Below are 20,335 nucleotides of genomic sequence, written 5' to 3' on the forward strand. Positions count from 1 at the left end.
AGGGAAGATGGACCGCATGGGGCACCATGGATGGCAGGGCAACCCACCCCGCACCGAAGACGAGGCGCGCCGCCGGATCGTCGAGGCGGCGACGGCATGCATCGACCGGGCCGGGCTCGCCAAGACCAGTCTCTCCGACGTCGCCGCCGAACTCGGAGTGACCCGGCAGACCGTCTACCGCTATTTCCCCCGCTTGGCGGACATCCTCCGTGCCGTCGCACTGGCAGGCGTCGAGGAGTTCGCCGGACGGATGGAGCGCCACTTGGCCTCGTTCGGCAGCGCCGAAGAGGTGGCGGTGGAATCCGTGGTGTTCGCGGTGCGAACGGTTCCCAGGGAGCCCTACCTCGGCCTGCTCTTGGAGGCGGGCGAAGGTGACTTCTTCACCGTCGAAGTCACCTCTCCCCCGGCGTTCGCGCTCGGCGCGCGGATCCTCCGCAATCTGCCGGTCGACTGGGCGGCCGTCGGCGTCACCACCGACGAAGACCTTGAGGAACTCGCCGAAATCCTGATGCGACTCTTCCTGTCGTTTCTGCAATACCCGTCGACGCCGGCGCTCACCGACGACCGGTTACGGGCACTCGTCCGCCGCTGGATCGGACCGGCCCTCCGCGGCTGAGCACTGACCGGATACCCGGGACCGGTCCCGTGAACATCGACCTACTCTGCTCTCTTTCCGCGATACCGAGGTACGGAGAGGGCGGACATGTTCCTGCGGAGCAAAATCGCGTTGGGTGTGGTCTCGATCATGGCCGCCTGCCTGCTGACGGCAGGAGTGTCGTCGGCCGAACCGCGCCCGCACGAAGTGCCGCCACCCGTTTCGGGGCGGACTCTCACAGTGGGTCCCGACGGCGAGTATCCGACCGTCCAGGCCGCCGCGGATGTCGCGCGGCCCGGTGACAACGTGCAGATCGCCGCCGGTGTCCACACCGGCGGTCTCACCATCAAGACCAGCGGGGCACCTGGCGAGTACATCACCTTCCACGGCGAAGGCGGGACGGCCGTCATCACCGGGCAAGGTGGCTCCCAGGGCCTGCTCGCACTGGGAAGCCATTCGTGGCTTCGGTTTCACAACCTGACCTTCGCCGGATCACGCGGTTTCGGTGCCTACGCCAGTGGAGCGCACAACCTGGTCTTCCAGGATTTCGGCATCGACGGCTCCCGAGACGGCGGGCTGGTTCTGCTGAACACGAGCGACGTCCTGGTGGACGGCTGCGAGATCCAGCGAACGAACGGGCGGGGAACGTCCGCGGATCACGAGGCGCTCACCCTCGGACACGGATCGCGTGACGTCGAGGTCAAACATTGCCGAGTCCACGACAACGGCGAAGAAGGCATCGACGTCAAATACACCGACAACGCCAGGGTCTCGATCCACGACAACGTCTCGTCGAACAACCGAGGGCCGAACATCTACGTGGATTCCTCGTCCGATGTGGAGATCTACAACAACGTGGCCGTCGGCACCAAGAACGAGACGAAGTCCGGGATCGCCCTGGCCGTCGAGGACGTCTCCGAGAGCCGGGAACTCCGCAACGTCGAGGTGTACAACAACGTCTCTTACGGCAACGCGCAGGCAGGGCTGAGCTTCTGGGTCGAGTCGAGCGGGACCATGTCCGACGTGCGGATCGTCAACAACACCTTCCACGACAACGCCGAAGGCTCGATCGCCGTCTACGGCGGCGACTTCGAGGGCACCAACCTCCTTCGCAACAACATTTTCGCGGAAGGACCGGTGTCCCACGACGACTTCGTCATCGACCACAACATCTCCGGCGACCCCGGATTCGCCGCCCCGGACGCGGGCGACTTCCATCTCAGGCCCGGATCCACCCGAGCCGTCGATCAGGGATCCGCCGACTCCGCTCCGGCCTTCGACCTCGACAACAAACCCCGCCCCGCCGGTGCGGGCCACGACATCGGGGCCTACGAGCAGTGAATTGCTCGTCGATCAGCGTGAGGGCGGCGGTCCCTGTTTCGGGTTCGCGTGGGTCGTCGAAAGTGAGGGGTAGGGCAAAGGTGGCGTGGTACTCGCGATCCGCCGGGTCACGTTCCCAATGTCGCATTTGAGTCGCTGAGCGACTCGAATGCGACATTGGGAACATCAGCCACTGAAAGATCACGCGACTCGCCACTCACGATCCGCGCCAGCTGGCCACTCGACGTGGTTGGTAGGCGCGCGAGGTGTTACCGCGGGTGAGGGGGCCCGTCTGAACCTCAATCGTGGTCGGGGATGCCGTGGAGGTGGTGGTCGGCGGCGTTCATGACCTCCGCGAGCAGACGGCGGACGTGCCCGCCGCGAGCGCGGTAGAGGATCCGGCGGCCTTCGCGTCGCTGGCCGACCAATCCGGACAGCCTGAGCTTGGCCAGGTGCTGAGACACCGCCGGCCGGGCGATGGCGACCGCGGCGGCCAGCGACGCCACGTCGTACTCGTCCCCACTGAGCAACCACAACATCCGCATCCTCGTCGGATCGGCCAGCATCCGCAGCGAGGTGGACGCGGCTTCGACCTGGTCATCCGGGGGAAGCGCGGCCCAGTGAGCACCGGATTTGTCATGTGCGTACATGAGCACCTATCGTGGTGAGGAGTTCTCCGGCGGAGGGTGACGAAGCGTGTCGTTGCTGGGGCATCGGGACTACCGGCATCTGTTCGGGGCGCAGCTGGTCGCGCTGTTCGGCACTGGCCTGACGACGGTAGCGCTCGGCCTGCTGGCCTACGACTTGGCTGGTGCGAATGCCGGTGCCGTACTGGGTACGGCGCTGGCGATCAAGATGATCACCTATGTGACCGTCGCGCCTCTCGTGGGCGCCTACGCCGACCGGGTACCCAGACGTCTACTGCTCGTCAGTCTCGACGCCGTGCGCGCGCTCGTGGTGCTGGCGCTGCCGTTCGTGGACCAGGTGTGGCAGATCTACGTCCTGATCGTCGTCCTGCAATCCGCGTCGGCCTCGTTCACCCCGACGTTCCAGGCGGTCCTTCCCGACATCCTGCCCGGCGAACGCGAGTACACGAAGGCGCTGTCGCTGTCACAGCTCGCCTCGACGATGGAAACCCTGCTCAGTCCACTGCTCGCCGCCGCCGTCCTCGGCTTCGCGTCCTTCCACTGGCTGTTCACCGGCACCTCGATCGGATTCGCGGCGTCGGCGGTACTGGTGCTGAGCACCCGGATCCCCGATGCGACCCGCGGTGATCGCGGCGGCATCCGGGATCGGACGCTGGCGGGGATCCGGATCTTCGCCGCGACGCCCCGCCTGCGCGGAACACTGGGCTTGGCGCTGGTGGTCGCCGCCGTCGGATCCGTGGTCATGGTCAACACCGTCAACTACGTCCAGGACACCCTCGGCCGGTCACCGGCCGACGTCGCGATCCTGCTGGCGGGCAACGGCGTCGGCACGATCCTGGTCGCGCTCGTGCTCCCCCGCCTGCTGGACCGGGCCCCGGAACGCACGGTCATGCTCACCGGCGCCGGAGTCCTCCTCACGGCGATGACGGGTGCGATCGCACTGTCCACAGCGGACAGTGGCGGCTGGCGGTGGCATGCGGCGCTGGCGACGTGGACGGTCATCGGGCTCGGTACCGGACTGGTCCTCACCCCGGTCGGCCGGGTGCTGCGCCGCTCCAGCCACGCTAGCGACCGGCCCGCGATCTTCGCCGCCCAATTCTCGCTGTCCCACGCCTGCTGGCTGCTCACCTACCCGATCGCCGGTTGGCTCGCCACCTTCATGCCGAAGCCGTTCACCACGACCTGGATCGCGCTCGGCGCCCTCGGCCTCGCCGGATTCACCCTGGCGGCCAAGTCGTGGCCGCGCCGGGACCCCTACTTCCTGGAGCACACCCACCGCGGCACCGGCACCGGCCACCTCAGCGACGCCGAGGAAGTCGGCGACGGGCTCTGGCGGCACAGCCACGCATTCGTCATCGACCGCGAGCACCGCCGCTGGCCCGCGGACACTCGCTAGCGTGTCTGACAATTCGTTGATCACCCCGTCAAACCGGATGGAGGGGGGAAGGCAACCGTGGCGTGTCGCGAAAGCCACTTTCGCGACGTCTGATGTCCCGAAAGTGGCTTTCGCGACACCCGCACCGATCCGCAACGGTCCTCCACACCGTCACCGCCTGGACCAGAACATTGTCAGACACGCCCTACCTGGCCCGCCGCACCGCGCCCCGTGCGGCGATGAACAGCAGGACGGCACCGGGAACGATCCCGACCAGGGACAGCAGGAACGTCCCGAACCGCTGACTGCCCACGGATTCGGTGGATTCACCCCTGGCGATCCCGTTCACCACCGCGACGCACCGGCTCCGCTCCGGATCGCACGTGTCCGCGGTGAAGTTGAGCCGGACACCGAACCAGATCAGGGCCACCCCCGCGGCGGCGGCGAGGAGCAGGCCGAGCACGGCGAACGTGCCGACGACACCCTTCTTGCCTGCCACCGAGCCGACCGCGGCCGCCGCCCGAGTCCGCACCAAGGTCCCGATGACCACCATGACGGCCACGGTGGCGGGGATCGCCAGAATGGTCCAGAGCCACTCACCGGTCGACGCCGACACCGCCACCGTGGCCGGCGTCACCAGCATCACGCCCAACAGCAGCCCCAAGCTCAGGTCGTCTTTCACCGTCATGCGCTTCTTCGGCGCCTTCTCTCCCTGAGTCACGCGGTGACCCTACGGGCGGCTCGCGGGCCGGGCCACGGCCGAAATACGGACTCTCGGTCAAGCGCCGCCGAACGGTTCGACACCGACGACGCGGCGGACGCGGAGGGGTTCGATCACCATCGTGACCCGCTGCTCCCCCGGCAACAGCCACTCGTACGGCGTACCGACGTATTTGTGCGCGAGCCGGTCCATGTCACGTCCGGCCTCCGGCCCTTCGACGAACCGGATGACCCGGCCGTGGATCTGGACGCGGTCGAAAGGATCGGCGTGGTGCGAGAGACACACCCGCGGATCATGACGCAGATTGCGTTCCTTGACCCTGCCCACCGAGGTGTTGAACCAGGGATCGTCACCGTCAAGGCCCACCCACATCGGGCTGACATGCGGGGCTCCGTCCGGGCAGGTGGTGGCGACGTACCACACCGACGGCGCCGCCAGGCGTTCTCTCACGTCCTCCGGCAACTTCTCCATGTCCACGCTCCTCAGCACTCGGCGGATACCACTCTCACGGTCACCGCAGTATCCCCCGTCCGGTAGCGAACCGAATTCCCATACGGGACGAGGCCGGAAACGGCCTGAATTCGCACCACCCGTCCTCGATCCGCATTCGGCCGCCTTCACGACGTCCGGATCGGTCGGCGAACCATCGGACCACTCCGGAAAACACGCCTATTCGAAGAATCGCATAAACTGACAGCTCATTCGAGCACATTGCCAAAAACGGACGGATTGCCTACACCGTCCGGCGCGCACCCAGAAGGATGACTCGCGACGCACCCGAATTCGACACCCGACCGAACCTGGCGCACCCAGATGAGGACAGGTAGCATCGGTGACTTCGAGCACCGATGCTCATCCGACTGGCCATCGGAAGTTCGGCATTCCACCGCAAACGGGGGGCTATCGCCGTGTCCGTGGCTACCGAAATCACGCTGTTGTCGAATTGCTGATATCGATTGTTTCACCAACCAATCGGGTTGACTCGGCCGGGGTCTGCGATCGGTACGTCCCAGGCCGCATGGAGGTAGTTGCAGTGACGCTTCCTGGGGAAGCACAATTGATCTACACGGACTTACACGGGCAACACGAGACAATAATCCCGGACGTCGAACTGGACGCCGTCCGCACCGCCATCGAATTGGCGGGCCGAGGGATCCGGCGCGGAGACAGGGTTCTCCTGATAGCGGACAATTCAGTGGAATTCATCGCGGTCCTCTTCGGGCTGATTCACCTCGATGTGAGCATCGTGCTCGCCGACTCCGGACAGGTTCCCCGGCAGCACCGGCAACTGGTGCTGCTGACCGGGGCCGACTGGGTGATCACGGACGCCGACCTCGGACGGGTCGCGGAGTTCTCCGATATCGCGAAAGTACTGCTCAGCACCGACCTGCGCGCAGACCCCGGCCGTCCGGGCCGTGGTCAGCGACTGTCGTTCGACGCATGGCGCGGCAGGGACGACGCGCTCATCACCTCCTCGTCGGGGACCACCGGGGCGGCGAAAGTCATCGTCCGGTCAGGCTCGGCGATCTGGGAGAACGCGGACCGGACCCGGGAACAGCTCGGCTACCGCGCATCCGATGTCCTGCTCCCACTGCTTCCCTTTTCCCACCAGTACGGTTTGTCGCTCTTGCTGGTGTGGTGGCTGACGGGCTGCTCACTCGTCGTCGCGCCGCGGGTGCGGGTGGACCACGCGCTGGAGGCGGCCGCCCTCGCCGGTGTCACCGCCGTCGATGCGACGCCGTCGACCTACCACACGGTGCTCGGCATCCTCGAACAACGGCCGGTGCTCCGGGACCGGCTCGGTTCGGTCCGGATGTGGTGCGTGGGTGGAGCCCCTCTCGGTCAGCCACTGGCGAAGCGCTTTCACGCCGTGGTCGGCGCCTCGCTGCTGGACGGCTACGGCAGCACCGAAGCGGGGAACATAGCTCTCGCCACACCGGACGATCCACACGGATGCGGGCACCCATTGCCCGGCGTCGAACTCCAGATCCGGGACGACGGCGGGAAACCGGTGGCCGATGGTGAGATCGGCGAGATCAGGGTGCGATCGGCGGGCCTTTTCGAGGGGTATCTCGCCGAGGACGGCACCCTCGACCGCAGGGACGGCGACTGGTATCTCACCCACGATCTCGGCTTCCGCGACGGCCAAGGGCGTCTTCACGTCATCGGCCGCAAACACGCGGTGCACCGCCTGGGATACACGCTCTACCCGGCGGAACTGGCGCGCAAGGCGGAGGCGTGCGGGCGTCCGATCACCGTCGTCCCGCTCGACGACGACCGGCGCGGTTGCCGTCTCGTATTCGTCGTGGCCGATCCCCACCTGGGGAACGGGCAGCACTGGCGGCGGCGGATGAGCGAGCACCTTGCCGATTTCGAGCAGCCCAACCAGGTCGTGGTGGTGGGCGCGTTCCCGGTCACCAGGAACGGCAAGCCTGATCAGGCCCGGTTGAAGCAGATCGCGGCGGCCTCGATGCCCACGGTGGAGCCCCGCCCGGCGCGAGTCGAGACGTCCGAGTCGCCTGCCAGGCCCGGCAGGGCGGCCCGCCTCGCGGCGGTACGGTCGGCCATCGAAGCCGATCCCGGACCGGTACTGGACATTCTCACCGAGATCTCGAACTTCCGATCGGCCGAGTCGGAGATCTGGTCCGCCCTGGACACCCTGCGGGGCGCGGTCGCCGAAGTCGAGAAGTACCGTCCTGGCCGAGTACCGAGGATGGCGGTGTTCATGCCGTCGAACATCGTCTTCTACTCCTATGTCCTCCAGCTGCTCGTCCCCTCGCTGTTCGTGGACGAGGTCGGTTTCCGATCCTCACAGCAGGTCGCGGGGACCATGCGGCGGCTGCACGAACTACTGGCCCCCATCCACGGGTTGCCCATCACCCTGCATCCGCTCACCCAGCGGGAGTTCCTCGACGGCCCGGTCGCGCACGCCGATCTCGTCACCTTCACCGGGGCGTACAAGAACGCGGAGCAGGTCAGGACGGCCGTGCGCAAGGATCAGCTGTTCCTGTACTACGGGCAAGGGGTGAACCCCTTCATCGTCGGCCCGGACGCCGACCTCGACAAGGCGGTCACCGACGCCATCCGGATCAGGCTGTTCAATTCCGGGCAGGACTGTTTCGGCCCGGACGTGTTCTTCGTGCACCACGGCTGTTTCGACCGGTTCGTCGGCCTCCTGGCCGAACGGGTCCGGGACCTGCGCTTCGGCCAGTACACCGATCCCAGCGCGGATTACGGGCCGCTGTACTACGAATCCGCCCTCACCGACGCTGTCGACCATCTCCGGGAACACGGCGAGCACATCGTGTCCGGCGGCCAGGTCGACTTCCGCACAGGTCATCTCCAGCCGACCGTCCTTGCCCGGCCGATGAGCACGAAGGTACCGGTCGCGGAGCTGTTCTCCCCGATCTTCAACGTGATGCGCTACGACAGCACGGTGCAGCTCCGCGAGCGCGTCACCTCGGAGTTCTTCCGCGAACGGGCGATGGGAGCGATGGTGTACGGGGACGACACGGGCATCTCCGACGTGCTCGCCGACCGTCATCTGGTGTGCCACGACACCACGTTGCTGGACGTGGACAACGGCAACGAGCCGTTCGGTGGCCGCGGCATGATCGCCAACTACCTCGCGCACCGAGGTAAACGCACGGCCCGGCCGCTGCTGATCTCCGAATCGGTCGCCGAACACCTCACCCCGGATCGGACGTCCGCATGAGCGCCGTCACGACGCGTTATCCGAACGCCTGGCACGCCGCGGCCGATTACCTCCGGCTTCGTGGCACGACCGTCCTTTTCGGACTCCCCTCGGACGATCTCGAGGTGCTGCCCGCGGTGGAGTCCGCGCGGCTGCGGCTGGTCCTCTGCCGCGATCAGCGCAACGCGGTGTTCATGGCGACCGGGTACGCGCTGCAATCCGGGAGTCCGGGCGTCTGCGTCGTCGGTAAGGGACCCGCGGTCACCAACACGCTGACCGGTGTGCTCGAAGCACGTTCCGCGGCCGCGCCGCTGGTGATCCTGGCCGCGGGCACCGGTGACGACCGGCGCGGCTCCGGCGCTTTCCAGGAACTGGACCAGGTCGCGGTGATGACACCGCTGGTGAAGCGGGCATACCGGATCGACCACCCGGATCGGGTCGTTCCCACGCTGGAGAAAGCCTTCCTCGTCGCGACCAGCGGTCAGCCAGGCCCGGTGTACGTGGAGATCCCCGACCACTTGCTCCGGGAGGAGGTCACCCGCAGCCGTCCATGGTTCCTCCACACCAGCGTCACCGGGACGCTGGTGTCCGATCCTGTCGACCAGGCGGCGCTCGACGTCCTCCGCGGCAGTCGCAGGCCGACGCTGGTGGTGGGCGGCGGCGCACGGCACCGCAACGGGGACCACCTCATCGAGCGGTTCGCGGAACGGATCGGGGCGGTCCTGCTCAGCACCGCGTCCGGCCGTGGTTGCCTCGACGAGACGCACGAGTCGTTCTGTGGCCTCGCGGGGTTGTACGCGCCACCGGCGACAGCCGAGCTGGTGAAGACCAGCGATCTCGTCATCGCGCTGGGAAGCAGGCTGGAGGAGACAGCGGTCTTCGGCTGGCCGGGATTGGGGACGACGATCCCCGTTCTGCAGGTCGACGTCGATCCGCTCGGGCTGTCCACGGAGTACTGGGGGCCGAAGGTGGTCGGAGACGCCGCCGCGACGCTGCGCGGCTGGCTCGGGCGGCTGTCGGAAGGCCGGGTTCCCCACCGTGGCTGGCTGGACGAAATCCGCGTATGCCGTGAGACGCTCCATCGTGATCGGCGGGAAACGCTCGAACGGCTGGGGAAGAGCGAGGACATCCACGTCGCCGAAGTGCTGGCGGCGATCGAGGTCGTCGTACCGCCGGACCGGATCCTCGTCCAGGAGAACGGCTTGCAGGACATGTGGTCCTACTATTACCCGTTCTCCTCCTGCGACCACGACGGCGGCTCGATCGTCCCCTCCGAACAGACCAGCCTCGGGTTCGGCACAGCCGCCGCGGCGGGAGTGCGGCTGGCTGCCCCGGACCGGCCGGTGGTGGTGTTCGCCGGGGACGGCGCCTTCGAGATGGTTCGCAACGATCTCGCGACCCTGGCACGGGAGCGCGTCGGTGTCCTCTACGTGGTGCTGCACAACGGCGGCTACGGCTGGCTGCACTCCCAGCTCGGGCGGCTCGGTCTCGACGCCGGCCGCTTTCCCTTCGTGACGGCCGGGGAGGCCGGAATCGGCACGTCGGCGATCCCGGGTCTGGAGCAGGTCGTCGTCACCGGGAAGGACGACCTGGAACGTCATCTCGACCGGGGTCTGCGAGCCAGCCTCACCGGAAATGTCTTCGTACTCCACATCGGGGTAAGGCTCGACGACGTGCCGCCGTTCCTGGACGCGCTCGCCGGGGACTTCCCGGAAACCAGTTCGTCCGCACGAGAATCGGAGGCCGGCCCGCATGATCGAGGATGAACTACGCCGCGACCGGCGGCGAGCCGTCATCACCGGCTGGGGAGCGATCACCCCGGTGGGTCTCACGGCCGACGACACCTGGGCCGCGTTCCTCGACGGCCGCGGCGGGATCGCGAGGATCAGCTCGTTCGACACGACCGGGCTGCTGACGCAAATCGCCGGCGAGGTCAAGGGATTCGACGCCGACGACTACATGCCGCACAAGATCAGCCGCCGGATGGACACCTACGCCCAGTACGCCGTGGCCGCGACGGTCCAAGCCGTCGAAGCGGCCAAACTGACGATCCCGCCGCACCTCGCGCCGCGGGCCGGGGTGCTCATCGGCTCCGGTTATGGCCCGGTCGGTTCGTACTACCGCCAGGCCGAACAGCTGCGGACGAAAGGACCGCGCGGGATCAGCCCGTTTTCCGCGATCACCGGCGCGATGGACAGCGCGTCCGGCGAAGTCAGCATGATGTTCGGCGCGACGGGACCGACCAGGGCCATCAGCACCGCGTGCGCCACGGGCACCGACGCAATCGGCGAGGCCGCCCGGTGGATCCAGCACGGGTACGCGGACATCGTGCTCACGGGCGGCACGGACTGCTGTGTCAGCGCGGTCGACATCGCGGGCAGTTCCAACGCACGAGCCTTGTCCAGGCGCAACGACGACCCGGAACGAGCGTCACGGCCGTTCGACAAGGACCGGGACGGCTTCATCATGAGTGCGGGGGCGGGCGCTCTCGTCCTCGAAGAGGCCACCGGCGCGATCCGCCGGGGCAGGAACATCCTGGCCGAGGTGATCGGTTACGCCAGCACCTCCGACGCCTACCACTGGACTTCGCCGCACCCGGAAGGCCTTGGCGCGCGGCGTGCCATGCAGAACGCACTGGCCGATGCGGGCGTCGAACCGTCCGAAGTGGACTACATCAACGCGCATGGCACCAGCACCGAGCTCAACGACGAAACCGAGGTCCGGGCGATCCGGCAGGTGTTCGGGGAGCACGCCGTGAAGATCCCGGTCAGTTCGACGAAGTCCATGACCGGACACATGATCGGCGCGGCGGGCGCGGTCGAGCTGATCGCGGCGGGCTATGCCGTCCAAACCGGACTCGTGCCACCCACGATCAACTGCGACACCCCGCTGGACGCGGAAATGAACTTCGTCCCGCATCGCCCGCAGAAATGGGACACGCGGATCGCGATGAGCAACTCCTTCGGGTTCGGCGGTCACAACGCGGTGCTGGTCATCCGGCGGTGGGAGGAATGATCCGGCCTGAGCGCTCATCCGGCGTCGTGCGCGACACCGGCGCCGAACACGTACGCGGACCCGAGTCGCAACTCGTCCCCGATCCTGAAACCGTGCCCCTGCGCGGCGGAGCACACGTCCGTGGTCGAGTTGTCCGAGGCGAAAGTCCCGTCCGACTGACTGAGCCGGTGATAGAAGCGGGATATCGCGTGGCCGTCCGTCGTCAGCGTGCTGGCCACGACGGCTCCCTCGGGGCGCAGGCATCGCCGGAACTCCGCGAACACCGTGGCCTTGTCGTGAAAGCAATGCAGGCCGAACATCGAGACGACGTTCCGCATCCGCCCGTCCACCACGGGCAACGACCGGACGTCGGCGCGCACGGCGAGGTGGCGGCGCAGCCCCCGTTCCGCCAACCGCGCCGTGAGCCGGCGCAGCAACTCCCAGGACAGATCCACGAAGATCCACGGACCGTTCCGCCGGTACGCCTCGGCATAGTCCAGAAAGGGAACGTTGCCACACGGCACTTCCAGCGTCGGCCCCTCGCCCAGCGCGCCGAGCCGGGCGGGCATCTCCGCGTAGTAGCGCGACACGTCGAGGCCCAGCAGTCCGGCGTCCAGCCGTTGCCGGGAAGGCCTGCTCATCAGCCAGTCGTAGAAATTCGCCCACCGGCCTTCGTAGGGCTTGTCACCGACGTCGTCGAGCCGGGGGCCGGCGCCACTCATGTCGAGAATGCCGTCGACCAAAGGAAACTCGTACGCGCAGGAAGAGCAGGCCAATCCGTCCGGCGCGATCGACAGAGGGCCTCGAAAACAAGATTGGCAGCGAAGAAGTGGGGCGATCTCGGCGAGTGCCTCGGCGAAATGCGAGTCCGGCACGGTCATACCTCCCAGAATCGTCTTGAAGGACGGTATCCGCCGCACCCGATCCAGTCAATCGACCACGGAGCACACGCATGACCGAAACCATCGACGAAGCAACTACGCGCGCGACAAGGATTCTCGGTGAGAACGACTACGTCGCTTTGTCCACAGTGGACGAAAATGGGCCGTGGGCGGCTGTTGTCGCCTACAGTACATCGCCACCCTGTTTTCTGTACTTCATGTCCCGAAGAGACTCCCGGCACGCCAGAGCGATCGAACAGGATCCGAGAGTCGCCGGCGTCGCCTACGACTCGGCGGTGACGCCGGACGACGCCGACAGTGTCCAGTTTTCCGGGACCTGCGAGGAAGTTTCCGACGAAGACCTGGCGCGCCGGTTTCTGGAACAGACCGCACACCTGACCGACAAAACACCGGAGGAAGAACTCGCCGAGTTCCGGGGCGACGACGATCTGCGGCTGTATCGCGTCACCGTTGCCGACACGTATGTCCTGGATCAGGAAAAATGGATCGAACAGGGCCTCGACGCCCGCAAAGAAGCCCTCACCACGAAAGCCTTCGCCATGGTGGCGGACCACTACGCGATTCGGACGCGCTGACGACCCGAAGGCAGGGAAATGCCGGCAGCTTATGAGGTGCGTGTTTCCGATCGGCTCGACGTGGCGGACGACGAGCTGGCCGCTCTGCGCTATCCAGAACCGCCGCACACCAAGGCGTATCTCTCCGCCATCGCCACCGCCGGTCTGGACTGCTCTTTCCGGTTCTTCACGCTGCGCCTGGACGGACGGCTGCTGGCGATGGCGTACGGGTTCGTGATCCGCTACCCGTTGATCGGTCCGCTGCACCTCCCGGTGTTCCTCGGGGGGTCACCGGTGAACCTCGGCCCGCCGTTCCACTTCGCTTCGGCCGATCTCGTCGAGGACACCCTCGATGTGCTGGCCGGGGCGATGCGCGGCGACGCGGTGACGCTGGGAGCGAAATTCCTGCTGCTCCGTGATTTCTGGGAGCCCGGGCCGGACGAGGCGTGCGGTGGCCTCCTCCGGCGGCTCGGCTTCCGCCGGACCCCGATGTTCGCCGACGCCGTGCTCACGGTGGCCTGGCCCGACTTCGACGGCTACCTCGCGTCGCTGCCAGGCAAGACCCGGAAGAGCGTCCGGCGGGACGCGCGACAGGTGGCGGCGGCGGGCTATCACGTGGAGGTGCACCAAGGTGCCCTCCTACCCGAGGCGGTCGCCACCCTGCACTCGCTCTGGATCAATCTGTACGAGAAGTACCGCGACCCGGACCAGATCTTCCTCACCGCGGACTACTTCCGCCGGATCACCGCACTGCCCGAGACGGTGGTGATCCTGGCCAGCCACGGCGGGAAACTGGTCGGATTCGACCTGTTGCTGGCGCGGGAAGGACTGCTGGAGTCCACCTACAGCGGCCTCGACCACACGCATGTCGGGACCGTGTCGCTGCACCGGCACATGGGTCATCACATCATCCGGTTCGCCCTCGCGCACGGCTACCACACGGTGGACTTCGGCATCTCGAACGAGGCGGCCAAGGCCAAGCTCGGCTGCCGATTCCGGATGAGCCTGGGTTACCTGCGCCCGCTTTCCCGGTTCTGGAGTGCGGTGCGTATCGACCGGCACATGTTCCCCGAACCGGTCATGCCGTCCGATCTTCCCCGCGCGAACGTGCCTGCCACCGTCCGCCGACCGCTCACCAGTACGCCATCCCAAGGAGAACCCGAGTGACGACATCCGTATCGGCCGCGCTCAAGCATTGGCCGTTCGCCGACTTCCTCGCCGCGGGCAAGGGTCTCGGCCTCACCGATCCGCCCGTGATCGACGGCCCGGCTGGCCCCACGGTGGTGCGCGACGGCCGCACACTGGCCAACTTCGCGAGTATCAACTTCCTGAACCTCCAGGAACGCGCCGACGTGCAGCGGCATTTCCTGGACGGCATCGCCCGCTACGGCCTGACCACCGGCGGATCGAGGATGACGCAGGGAATCTGCCGTCCTCACCTCGAGCTGGAACGCGAACTCTGCGCTGTCACCGGGAAGGAACGCGCCATCAGCTTCGCCAGCGGGCTGCTGGCCAACCTCGGCTTCGTGCATGCCATGACACACCACATGAATCTGGGCCAAGGCTGGGAGATCGACAATCAGGACGCGGTGTTCGTGCTGGACCGGGACGCGCACTGGAGCCTGTGGAAGGCCGTCGAGAACCTGACCTACGGACGGCAGCTGTTCGCGTTCCGGCACAACGACCCGGCCGACCTGAACCGGATCCTGAGCAGGCTCGAGGGCAAGAAGACCGTCGTCGTCTTCGAAAGTGTCTACTCCGCCGACGGCACGGTCGCCCCGATCGGCACCCTGCTCGATCTCTGCGAACGTCACCAGGCGCTCAGCTACGTCGACGACGCGAACGGATTCCTGCTCTACGGCGCGGAAAACCGGCCGTTCGCGGCCGAGTTCGACGCCTTGCGCAGAGCCGACTTCGTGATGGTCTCCTTTTCCAAGGCGGTCGGTCTCGAAGGCGGCGCTATCGCCGGGCCCGCCGACCCGATGCTCGCGTTCGAACTGCTGTCCGGGACCTCCATGTTCACCGCCGCCATGCAACCGCCCACGGCGAGCACCGCGACGCGGATCATGCGCCTGCTGCGTACCGAGCCCGCGATCGTCGACGGCTATCTGCGCCGGGTCGCCGTATTCCGCGAACGACTCGCCGAAATCGGGTTCCCGCCCCATTCGACCCCGTCCTACCTCATCTCGGTACCGGCGGGCGACGACACGACGGCGGTCGAGTTGAAGGAATCCTTCCTGGCGCGCGGATACCTTGTCCCGGTCTTCTTCTATCCCGCCGTCCCCCGGAACAAACCCTTGCTGCGGCTGATCCTCAACGCCGGGCACACCGAGGAACACCTGGACGGTTTCCTCCACACGCTGGCCGACCTCGGCGAGCGGGTCGGCCTCGGCGGATCCCGATGAGGCTCAGACGGCGATCTCGCGTGATCAGACGGAGGTTACGCGTGATCAGACGGAGATCACGGAGATCTCCGTCCAATCACGCGTGATCTCCGTTCAAGCACGTGAGTTCGCCGCTCAAGCACGCGTGTCACGTCACCGGCCCCGGAATCGCGAGGCCAGCGCGGCGATCGGCGACCGCCGCGCTCGGACCGGGAGACGGCCGGACGTGATGTCCTCCAGCAGGGTCGCGACGGTCTCCCTGGCGCAGGTGCGGTTCGCGCCGATCCCGCCCGAGGGCCCGCGTTTGATCCAGCCGACCACATAAGCGCCGCTCCGGCTGTCGACGCGGCCCGCGGTGTTCGGGATAGTGCCGCGATCCGCGTCGAACGGCAGGCCCGGCACCGGCGTGCCGCGGTAGCCGACCGCGCGTACGACCTGCCCGGCGGCGATTTCGACCGGCCCGTCCGAACCGGTGACCCGGAGGCCGCGCACCTGCGTGTCGCCGACGATCTCGGTGGGGGCGGAGTGGAAGCGCAGGACGATCCGGCGTGCGTCCGCGACCGGCGGCGCGGTCCAGTCGACGGTCTCGCGGCCGAGTCCGCGCAGCAGCGTCGCTTTACCGGTGCTCGCGTCGATCGCGGCCGTGGTGCGCGGGTCCTCGTCGTCCACGACCAGTGGCACACCGGCGCGCTGTGCCAGCGCGAGCAGTTCCGGGGAGGTGTAGGCGGCGTCCTCCGGCCCGCGCCGGGCGAGCAGGACAACCTCACGGACCTTGCTGGTGCGCAGCCGTTCCAGCGCGTGCCGGGCGATCGTGGTGCCGGTCAGATCGGCGGGATCGGCGGTGAGGATCCGGGCCACGTCCAGTGCGACGTTGCCGGTGCCGACGAGCACGACACGTTCCGCGGACAGGTCCACCGCGTTCGCGGGGACGTCCGGGTGGCCGTTGTACCAGCCGACGACGGTGGTCGCGGCGATACTGCCGGGCAGGTCCTCGCCGTCCACGCCGAGGGCGCGGGCGGACGAGGCGCCGACGGCGTAGACGACCGCGTCGTGGCGCTCGGCCAGCTCGTCGACGGTGACGTGGCGGCCGACCTCGGTACCCAGACGCATCCGCAACCGCGGGTGCTCGTGGAACCGCGAGAAGGTTTCGCCGATCCGCTTCGTGGCGGGGTGGTCCGGGGCGACGCCGAAGCGGACGAGCCCGCCCGCGACCGGCAACCGGTCGATCAGGGTGACCCGGGCGTTCGTGTGCAGGAGCAGATCCTCGACGGCGTACATCCCGGCCGGACCGGTGCCGACGACGGCGATGTCCGGCGGCGCGAAGTCGCTCGGAATGGCCCTGTCGAACGTCGGCGGGCTCCAGCGGTGGAAGTTCGGCGCGGGATCGGCCACGGGCGCGGTCTCGCGACCGGCGTAGTACTGCGCGTTGAGTCCCGCGTAGACCTTCAGCGGCCCGGTCAGCAGGTCGACCGGGAAGATCGCGTCCACCGGACAGGCGTCCGCGCACGCGCCGCAGTCGATGCACGCGGCCGGATCGACGTAGAGCATCTCCGTGCTGCCGAAGTCGGGCTCGTCCGGCGTCGGGTGGATGCAGTTGACCGGGCAGACCGACACGCAAGTGGCGTCGTTGCAACAGGTCTGAGTGATCGCGAAGGCCATGTCAGATCAGGTTCGCCCGCTTGTAGAACACCAGCGCGGGCCGGGTGAGCAGGCCGCACGAGCCGAGGAACTCCATCAGCCCGGCGCAGCTGGACCGCATCATCGACTTGTGGTGCTCATTGGTCTTCGCCTCACGCAGCGCGCGCTCGGTGTCGAGTCCCGCGTTCTTGTAGACATCGCGGTTGACCATGCTGCTGACGATGAAATACGACGCGATCGCGATGACCAGCGCGTTGATCCGGCGGCGCAGGAAACCCGCGCCCTCCAGCTGTTCGCGTGTCTCCTCACGGGCGAACTTCATGTGCCGGGACTCTTCGACGACGTGGATGTTGTTGATGGTCCGCACGAACGGGACCACCCGCTCGTCACGCATCCAGTCGCGCTGCATCACGTCGAGGACTTCTTCGGCGACGAGGATCGCCGCGTACGCCGCTTCACCGGTGGCCGTCGCCTTGAAGACGCGGCCGAGCTCGACGGCGAGCCTGCGCGGACGATACGGGGGCGCGCCGAGCTTCTCCGCGCCGCGGGCGAACATGATCGAATGCCGGCATTCGTCCGCGATCTCGGTCAGCGCCCACTGGAACGCCGGATCGGTCGGATCCTTGGCGTAGAAATCGCGCAGCACCATCTGTTGCAGGATCATCTCGAACCAGATGCCGGTGCTCGCGACCGAAGCGGCCTCCTGGCGCGTGAGCTCCTTCTGCTGGTCCGGCGTCATCTCGGCCCAGTAGCTCGTCCCGTAGAGGGTGCTCCACTCCGGACTGGCACCGTGGAAGTCCTTGTCCAACGGCGTCTCCCAGTCCACCTCGGTGGCCGGGTCATAGGACAACATCGCGGAGGAATCGAGGAGCCGCCGCGCGGTCTCTTGGCGGCCGGCACCGGCCGTTCCCGCGGTGCGCGGCATATCGGTGCTGGTCATACGGACCTCCCGGACTACGTCGGCTGGGTGTAGATTAGGCGTTACCGTGGTTCACTGTTACCCAAGGTAACACCTAAATGGCCGTGTCGCGAGTACTGGAGACCCGATCATGACCACACCGCGCCGCGTCGGATCCTTCGATCACGACGGTCTCACCTTCGACGTGCGCGACACCGGCCCGCTCGACGGCGCCGTCGTCGTCCTGCTGCACGGATTCCCGCAGACCGGCGCTTCGTGGGCCGAGACCGCCGCGCTCCTCAACGAGCGGGGGTACCGCACGATCGCGCCCGACCAGCGCGGTTACTCGCCCCGAGCGCGTCCACGCGGCCGGTTCGCCTATCGGTCGAGCCGTCTCGTGGCCGACACCGTCGCGCTGATCCACGCCATCGGGGCCGGACCGGTACACCTCGTCGGACATGACTGGGGCGCCAACGTCGCCTGGGCGACCGCGGCACAGCGACCGGAGCTGATCAGGTCGCTGACCACCGTGTCGGTCCCCCACGCCGCGGCCTTCCTGCGCTCGATGCTGGCCAGTGACCAGATCGTCCGGTCCTACTACATGTTCTTCTTCCAGATCCCCTGGCTGCCCGAACTCGCCATCCGGCGCTGGCCGCGAGTACTGGACCGCACGCTCGCGAAAACCGGGATGACAGCGGCCCAAATCGGCCGAGTCCACCAGGAGATCCTCGTCGGCGGAGCCTTGACCGGCGGGCTGAACTGGTATCGCGCGATGCTCCTGCAACACCCGGCGGCCTTACGTACCCGGGTTCCCGTGCCGACCACGCATGTCTGGAGCGACGGCGACACCGCTCTGTCCCGTCGCGGCGCCGAACTCGCCGGCCAGTACGCCGACGGCGGCTACCGGCTGGAGATCCTGACCGGTGTCAGCCACTGGGTTCCCGAAGAGGCTGCCTCGACATTGGCCGACATCATCGGCCGCAGCGCTGACGGCAAGGGGTAGGCGCGTTTCGAGATTCTTATCGATCTGCGGAAAAGCACGCGCGGCTCAAGGGTGAATATCGCACCATTTGGCGAATAGCCGGGAAACCGCTCCACTGGCACCCTGGACTCGGTTCACTCCACCGAGAAAGGGTGATTTCCGGTGACACGTCCCCTGGTGCTGGACCCGAGCGGTGACGACATCCATGGCGAAAACGAACGGCTGCGCGAGCGTGGCCCGATCACCCGGGTGGAATTACCGGGTGGCGTGGTGGCCTGGTCGGTGACGAGCCACGAACTGCTGCGCGGCCTGCTCAGCGACCCCCGCGTATCCAAGGATGCCCGACAACACTGGCCCGCGCTGGCGGACGTCAGCACGGACTGGCCGTTGCTGGTGTGGGTCTCGGTGCGGAACATGTTCACCGCGTACGGCGCCGACCACAAACGGTTGCGCTCGCTCGTGACACAGGCCTTCACCGCGCGCCGGATCGCAACACTGCGCCCCTGGATCACCCGGATCGTCGACGACCTCCTGGCGGCGATCGCGACCACGCCGCCGGGCAAACCCGTTGACCTGCGGGAGAGTTTCGCCTATCCGGTACCCATCGACGTGATCTGCCAACTGTTCGGGGTACCGGACTCGGCCCGCGCCGGGTTACGTCACGCTGTCGACGTCTTCTTCCAAACCTCGGCGAGCCAGGAGGCGATGCTGGCCGCCTATCAGGACATCCATTCGATCTTCGCCGAACTCGTCGCCGCCAAGCGGGCGAACCCCGGTGAGGATCTCACCACCGCGCTCATCGCCGCGCACACCCAGGACGACGGCGCCCGCCTGGACGAAATCGAACTGATCGACACCCTGATCCTGTTCATCTCGGCTGGCCATGAAACCACCGTGAATCTGCTCGACCAGGCCATCACCGCGCTGCTCACCCATCCCGGCCAGCTCGCCCTGATCCGCGCCGGGCGGATCTCCTGGCAGGACGTGATCGAGGAGACCCTGCGCTGGCAGGCACCTGTGGCGCATCTGCCACTGCGGTACGCCGTCGAGGACATCTCTGTCGCCGATGTGGTCATCCGGCAGGGCGACGCGATTTTGGCGGGCTACGCCGCCGCCGGCCGGGACCCGGCACTGCACGGGCCGGACGCCGACGCGTTCGACGCCACCCGCGCCGACAAGTCGCATGTCGCGTTCGGCTACGGGGTGCACTTCTGCCTCGGCGCACCACTGGCCCGATTGGAGGCGGCGATCGCGCTGCCTGCCCTGTTCGATCGGTTCCCGAACATGACACTCGCCACCTCACCCGACGCGCTGGGGCACCTCGACTCGTTCATTTCCAACGGGCATCGCACGCTGCCGGTGCTGCTGCACGGCCCCGAACCGTCCTCCGCACCGTAGGCGGGCTCCGTCCGAAATGGACATCGTTCATCCGGGTTATCCGGCGGAAAGGGGCCTGCCATTCCGCCGGTTCGGCGCACTGCGGCTAGGCTCATTGGCACTGCGCCAATCTAAGCTGGCGTGGCATGACCTAGCGGAAGGCACTATCGATGGCACAAAAGGTATCCGTCCAGATCGTCGACGACATCGACGGTGGCGAAGCCACCCAGACCGTGCCCTTCGCGCTCGACGGC

At 67.3% G+C, this 20,335-nt stretch carries 18 protein-coding genes; 12 read left to right on the forward strand and 6 right to left on the reverse strand.

Going from position 1 to position 20,335, the window contains the following annotated elements; translation table 11 throughout:
* Window positions 1-16: 16 nt before the first annotated feature.
* Both ACLARN_RS21010 and ACLARN_RS21015 read left to right on the forward strand, forming a co-directional pair.
* Window positions 17-616, forward strand: a complete 600-nt coding sequence (locus tag ACLARN_RS21010) for a TetR/AcrR family transcriptional regulator (RefSeq protein WP_409493138.1) — start codon at window positions 17-19, stop codon at window positions 614-616.
* A gap of 87 nt (window positions 617-703) precedes the next feature.
* Window positions 704-1,936 (forward strand): right-handed parallel beta-helix repeat-containing protein, encoded by a 1,233-nt coding sequence (locus ACLARN_RS21015; protein ID WP_409493139.1) that lies wholly within the window; start codon window positions 704-706, stop codon window positions 1,934-1,936.
* 278 nt (window positions 1,937-2,214) lie between these two features.
* On the opposite strand, the gene ACLARN_RS21020 is transcribed toward ACLARN_RS21015, so the two are convergent.
* Window positions 2,215-2,565, reverse strand: coding sequence for an ArsR/SmtB family transcription factor (locus tag ACLARN_RS21020; RefSeq protein ID WP_409493140.1), 351 nt, complete (start codon window positions 2,563-2,565; stop codon window positions 2,215-2,217).
* Between the two features lie 46 nt (window positions 2,566-2,611).
* Between ACLARN_RS21020 and ACLARN_RS21025 the strand changes: the two genes are divergently transcribed.
* Window positions 2,612-3,958 carry an MFS transporter gene (locus ACLARN_RS21025; RefSeq protein ID WP_409493141.1) on the forward strand — a complete coding sequence of 449 codons (1,347 nt, stop codon included), beginning with the start codon at window positions 2,612-2,614 and terminating at the stop codon, window positions 3,956-3,958.
* Between the two features lie 184 nt (window positions 3,959-4,142).
* On the opposite strand, the gene ACLARN_RS21030 is transcribed toward ACLARN_RS21025, so the two are convergent.
* Window positions 4,143-4,658 (reverse strand): hypothetical protein, encoded by a 516-nt coding sequence (locus ACLARN_RS21030; RefSeq protein ID WP_409493142.1) that lies wholly within the window; start codon window positions 4,656-4,658, stop codon window positions 4,143-4,145.
* Window positions 4,659-4,715: 57 nt separating this feature from the next.
* Window positions 4,716-5,129, reverse strand: coding sequence for a TIGR03618 family F420-dependent PPOX class oxidoreductase (locus ACLARN_RS21035; protein ID WP_409493143.1), 414 nt, complete (start codon window positions 5,127-5,129; stop codon window positions 4,716-4,718).
* 586 nt (window positions 5,130-5,715) lie between these two features.
* Between ACLARN_RS21035 and ACLARN_RS21040 the strand changes: the two genes are divergently transcribed.
* Genes ACLARN_RS21040 through fabF form a run of 3 tightly spaced genes read left to right on the forward strand, consistent with a single transcriptional unit; the run spans window position 5,716 to window position 11,367 of the window.
* Window positions 5,716-8,373 (forward strand): aldehyde dehydrogenase family protein, encoded by a 2,658-nt coding sequence (locus tag ACLARN_RS21040; protein ID WP_409493144.1) that lies wholly within the window; start codon window positions 5,716-5,718, stop codon window positions 8,371-8,373.
* A complete protein-coding gene (locus tag ACLARN_RS21045) occupies window positions 8,370-10,118 on the forward strand; it encodes a thiamine pyrophosphate-binding protein (RefSeq protein WP_409493145.1) in 1,749 nt (582 codons plus the stop codon). Before ACLARN_RS21040 ends, ACLARN_RS21045 begins: the two co-directional genes overlap by 4 nt.
* Window positions 10,105-11,367: a beta-ketoacyl-ACP synthase II gene (fabF, locus tag ACLARN_RS21050; protein ID WP_409493146.1), complete on the forward strand. Its 1,263-nt coding sequence runs from the start codon at window positions 10,105-10,107 to the stop codon at window positions 11,365-11,367. The genes ACLARN_RS21045 and fabF overlap by 14 nt, the downstream gene beginning before the upstream one ends.
* Before the next feature lie 14 nt (window positions 11,368-11,381).
* Here fabF and ACLARN_RS21055 read toward each other — a convergent pair whose 3' ends face one another.
* Window positions 11,382-12,227 (reverse strand): class I SAM-dependent methyltransferase, encoded by an 846-nt coding sequence (locus tag ACLARN_RS21055; RefSeq protein WP_409493147.1) that lies wholly within the window; start codon window positions 12,225-12,227, stop codon window positions 11,382-11,384.
* Between the two features lie 71 nt (window positions 12,228-12,298).
* Here ACLARN_RS21055 and ACLARN_RS21060 point away from each other — a divergent pair, with 71 nt between their 5' ends.
* Genes ACLARN_RS21060 through ACLARN_RS21070 form a run of 3 tightly spaced genes read left to right on the forward strand, consistent with a single transcriptional unit; the run spans window position 12,299 to window position 15,207 of the window.
* On the forward strand, window positions 12,299-12,823 hold the full coding sequence (locus ACLARN_RS21060; protein ID WP_409493148.1) for a pyridoxamine 5'-phosphate oxidase family protein: 525 nt from the start codon (window positions 12,299-12,301) through the stop codon (window positions 12,821-12,823).
* 18 nt (window positions 12,824-12,841) lie between these two features.
* Complete coding sequence (locus tag ACLARN_RS21065; protein ID WP_409493149.1) at window positions 12,842-13,969, forward strand: GNAT family N-acetyltransferase; 1,128 nt, start codon at window positions 12,842-12,844, stop codon at window positions 13,967-13,969.
* Window positions 13,966-15,207: an aminotransferase class I/II-fold pyridoxal phosphate-dependent enzyme gene (locus ACLARN_RS21070; RefSeq protein ID WP_409493150.1), complete on the forward strand. Its 1,242-nt coding sequence runs from the start codon at window positions 13,966-13,968 to the stop codon at window positions 15,205-15,207. The genes ACLARN_RS21065 and ACLARN_RS21070 overlap by 4 nt, the downstream gene beginning before the upstream one ends.
* 132 nt (window positions 15,208-15,339) lie before the next feature.
* Here ACLARN_RS21070 and ACLARN_RS21075 read toward each other — a convergent pair whose 3' ends face one another.
* On the reverse strand, window positions 15,340-16,845 hold the full coding sequence (locus ACLARN_RS21075) for an FAD-dependent oxidoreductase (RefSeq protein ID WP_409493151.1): 1,506 nt from the start codon (window positions 16,843-16,845) through the stop codon (window positions 15,340-15,342).
* A 1-nt stretch (window position 16,846) separates the two neighbouring features.
* Complete coding sequence (locus ACLARN_RS21080; protein WP_409493152.1) at window positions 16,847-17,764, reverse strand: AurF N-oxygenase family protein; 918 nt, start codon at window positions 17,762-17,764, stop codon at window positions 16,847-16,849.
* A 109-nt stretch (window positions 17,765-17,873) separates the two neighbouring features.
* Here ACLARN_RS21080 and ACLARN_RS21085 point away from each other — a divergent pair, with 109 nt between their 5' ends.
* From ACLARN_RS21085 to ACLARN_RS21095, 3 genes are all read left to right on the forward strand, one after another.
* Complete coding sequence (locus ACLARN_RS21085) at window positions 17,874-18,725, forward strand: alpha/beta fold hydrolase (protein ID WP_409493153.1); 852 nt, start codon at window positions 17,874-17,876, stop codon at window positions 18,723-18,725.
* A gap of 141 nt (window positions 18,726-18,866) precedes the next feature.
* Window positions 18,867-20,102, forward strand: a complete 1,236-nt coding sequence (locus ACLARN_RS21090) for a cytochrome P450 family protein (RefSeq protein ID WP_409493154.1) — start codon at window positions 18,867-18,869, stop codon at window positions 20,100-20,102.
* Between the two features lie 149 nt (window positions 20,103-20,251).
* Window positions 20,252-20,335: histone-like nucleoid-structuring protein Lsr2 (locus ACLARN_RS21095; RefSeq protein WP_409493161.1), on the forward strand; the 84-nt coding region annotated here is incomplete at its 3' end.

The sequence above is a fragment of the Amycolatopsis sp. cmx-11-12 genome, assembly GCF_046269425.1.
GTDB lineage: Bacteria > Actinomycetota > Actinomycetes > Mycobacteriales > Pseudonocardiaceae > Amycolatopsis.

What these genes read in the sequence shown, in the direction of transcription:
- ACLARN_RS21060 (WP_409493148.1), top strand. Translation starts at nt 12,299, where the DNA reads ATGACCGAAACCATCGACGAAGCAACTACGCGCGCGACAAGGATTCTC.
- fabF (WP_409493146.1), top strand. Translation starts at nt 10,105, where the DNA reads ATGATCGAGGATGAACTACGCCGCGACCGGCGGCGAGCCGTCATCACC.
- ACLARN_RS21075 (WP_409493151.1), bottom strand. Translation starts at nt 16,845, where the DNA reads ATGGCCTTCGCGATCACTCAGACCTGTTGCAACGACGCCACTTGCGTG.
- ACLARN_RS21020 (WP_409493140.1), bottom strand. Translation starts at nt 2,565, where the DNA reads ATGTACGCACATGACAAATCCGGTGCTCACTGGGCCGCGCTTCCCCCG.
- ACLARN_RS21010 (WP_409493138.1), top strand. Translation starts at nt 17, where the DNA reads ATGGGGCACCATGGATGGCAGGGCAACCCACCCCGCACCGAAGACGAG.
- ACLARN_RS21055 (WP_409493147.1), bottom strand. Translation starts at nt 12,227, where the DNA reads ATGACCGTGCCGGACTCGCATTTCGCCGAGGCACTCGCCGAGATCGCC.
- ACLARN_RS21085 (WP_409493153.1), top strand. Translation starts at nt 17,874, where the DNA reads ATGACCACACCGCGCCGCGTCGGATCCTTCGATCACGACGGTCTCACC.
- ACLARN_RS21035 (WP_409493143.1), bottom strand. Translation starts at nt 5,129, where the DNA reads ATGGAGAAGTTGCCGGAGGACGTGAGAGAACGCCTGGCGGCGCCGTCG.
- ACLARN_RS21065 (WP_409493149.1), top strand. Translation starts at nt 12,842, where the DNA reads ATGCCGGCAGCTTATGAGGTGCGTGTTTCCGATCGGCTCGACGTGGCG.
- ACLARN_RS21080 (WP_409493152.1), bottom strand. Translation starts at nt 17,764, where the DNA reads ATGACCAGCACCGATATGCCGCGCACCGCGGGAACGGCCGGTGCCGGC.
- ACLARN_RS21045 (WP_409493145.1), top strand. Translation starts at nt 8,370, where the DNA reads ATGAGCGCCGTCACGACGCGTTATCCGAACGCCTGGCACGCCGCGGCC.
- ACLARN_RS21015 (WP_409493139.1), top strand. Translation starts at nt 704, where the DNA reads ATGTTCCTGCGGAGCAAAATCGCGTTGGGTGTGGTCTCGATCATGGCC.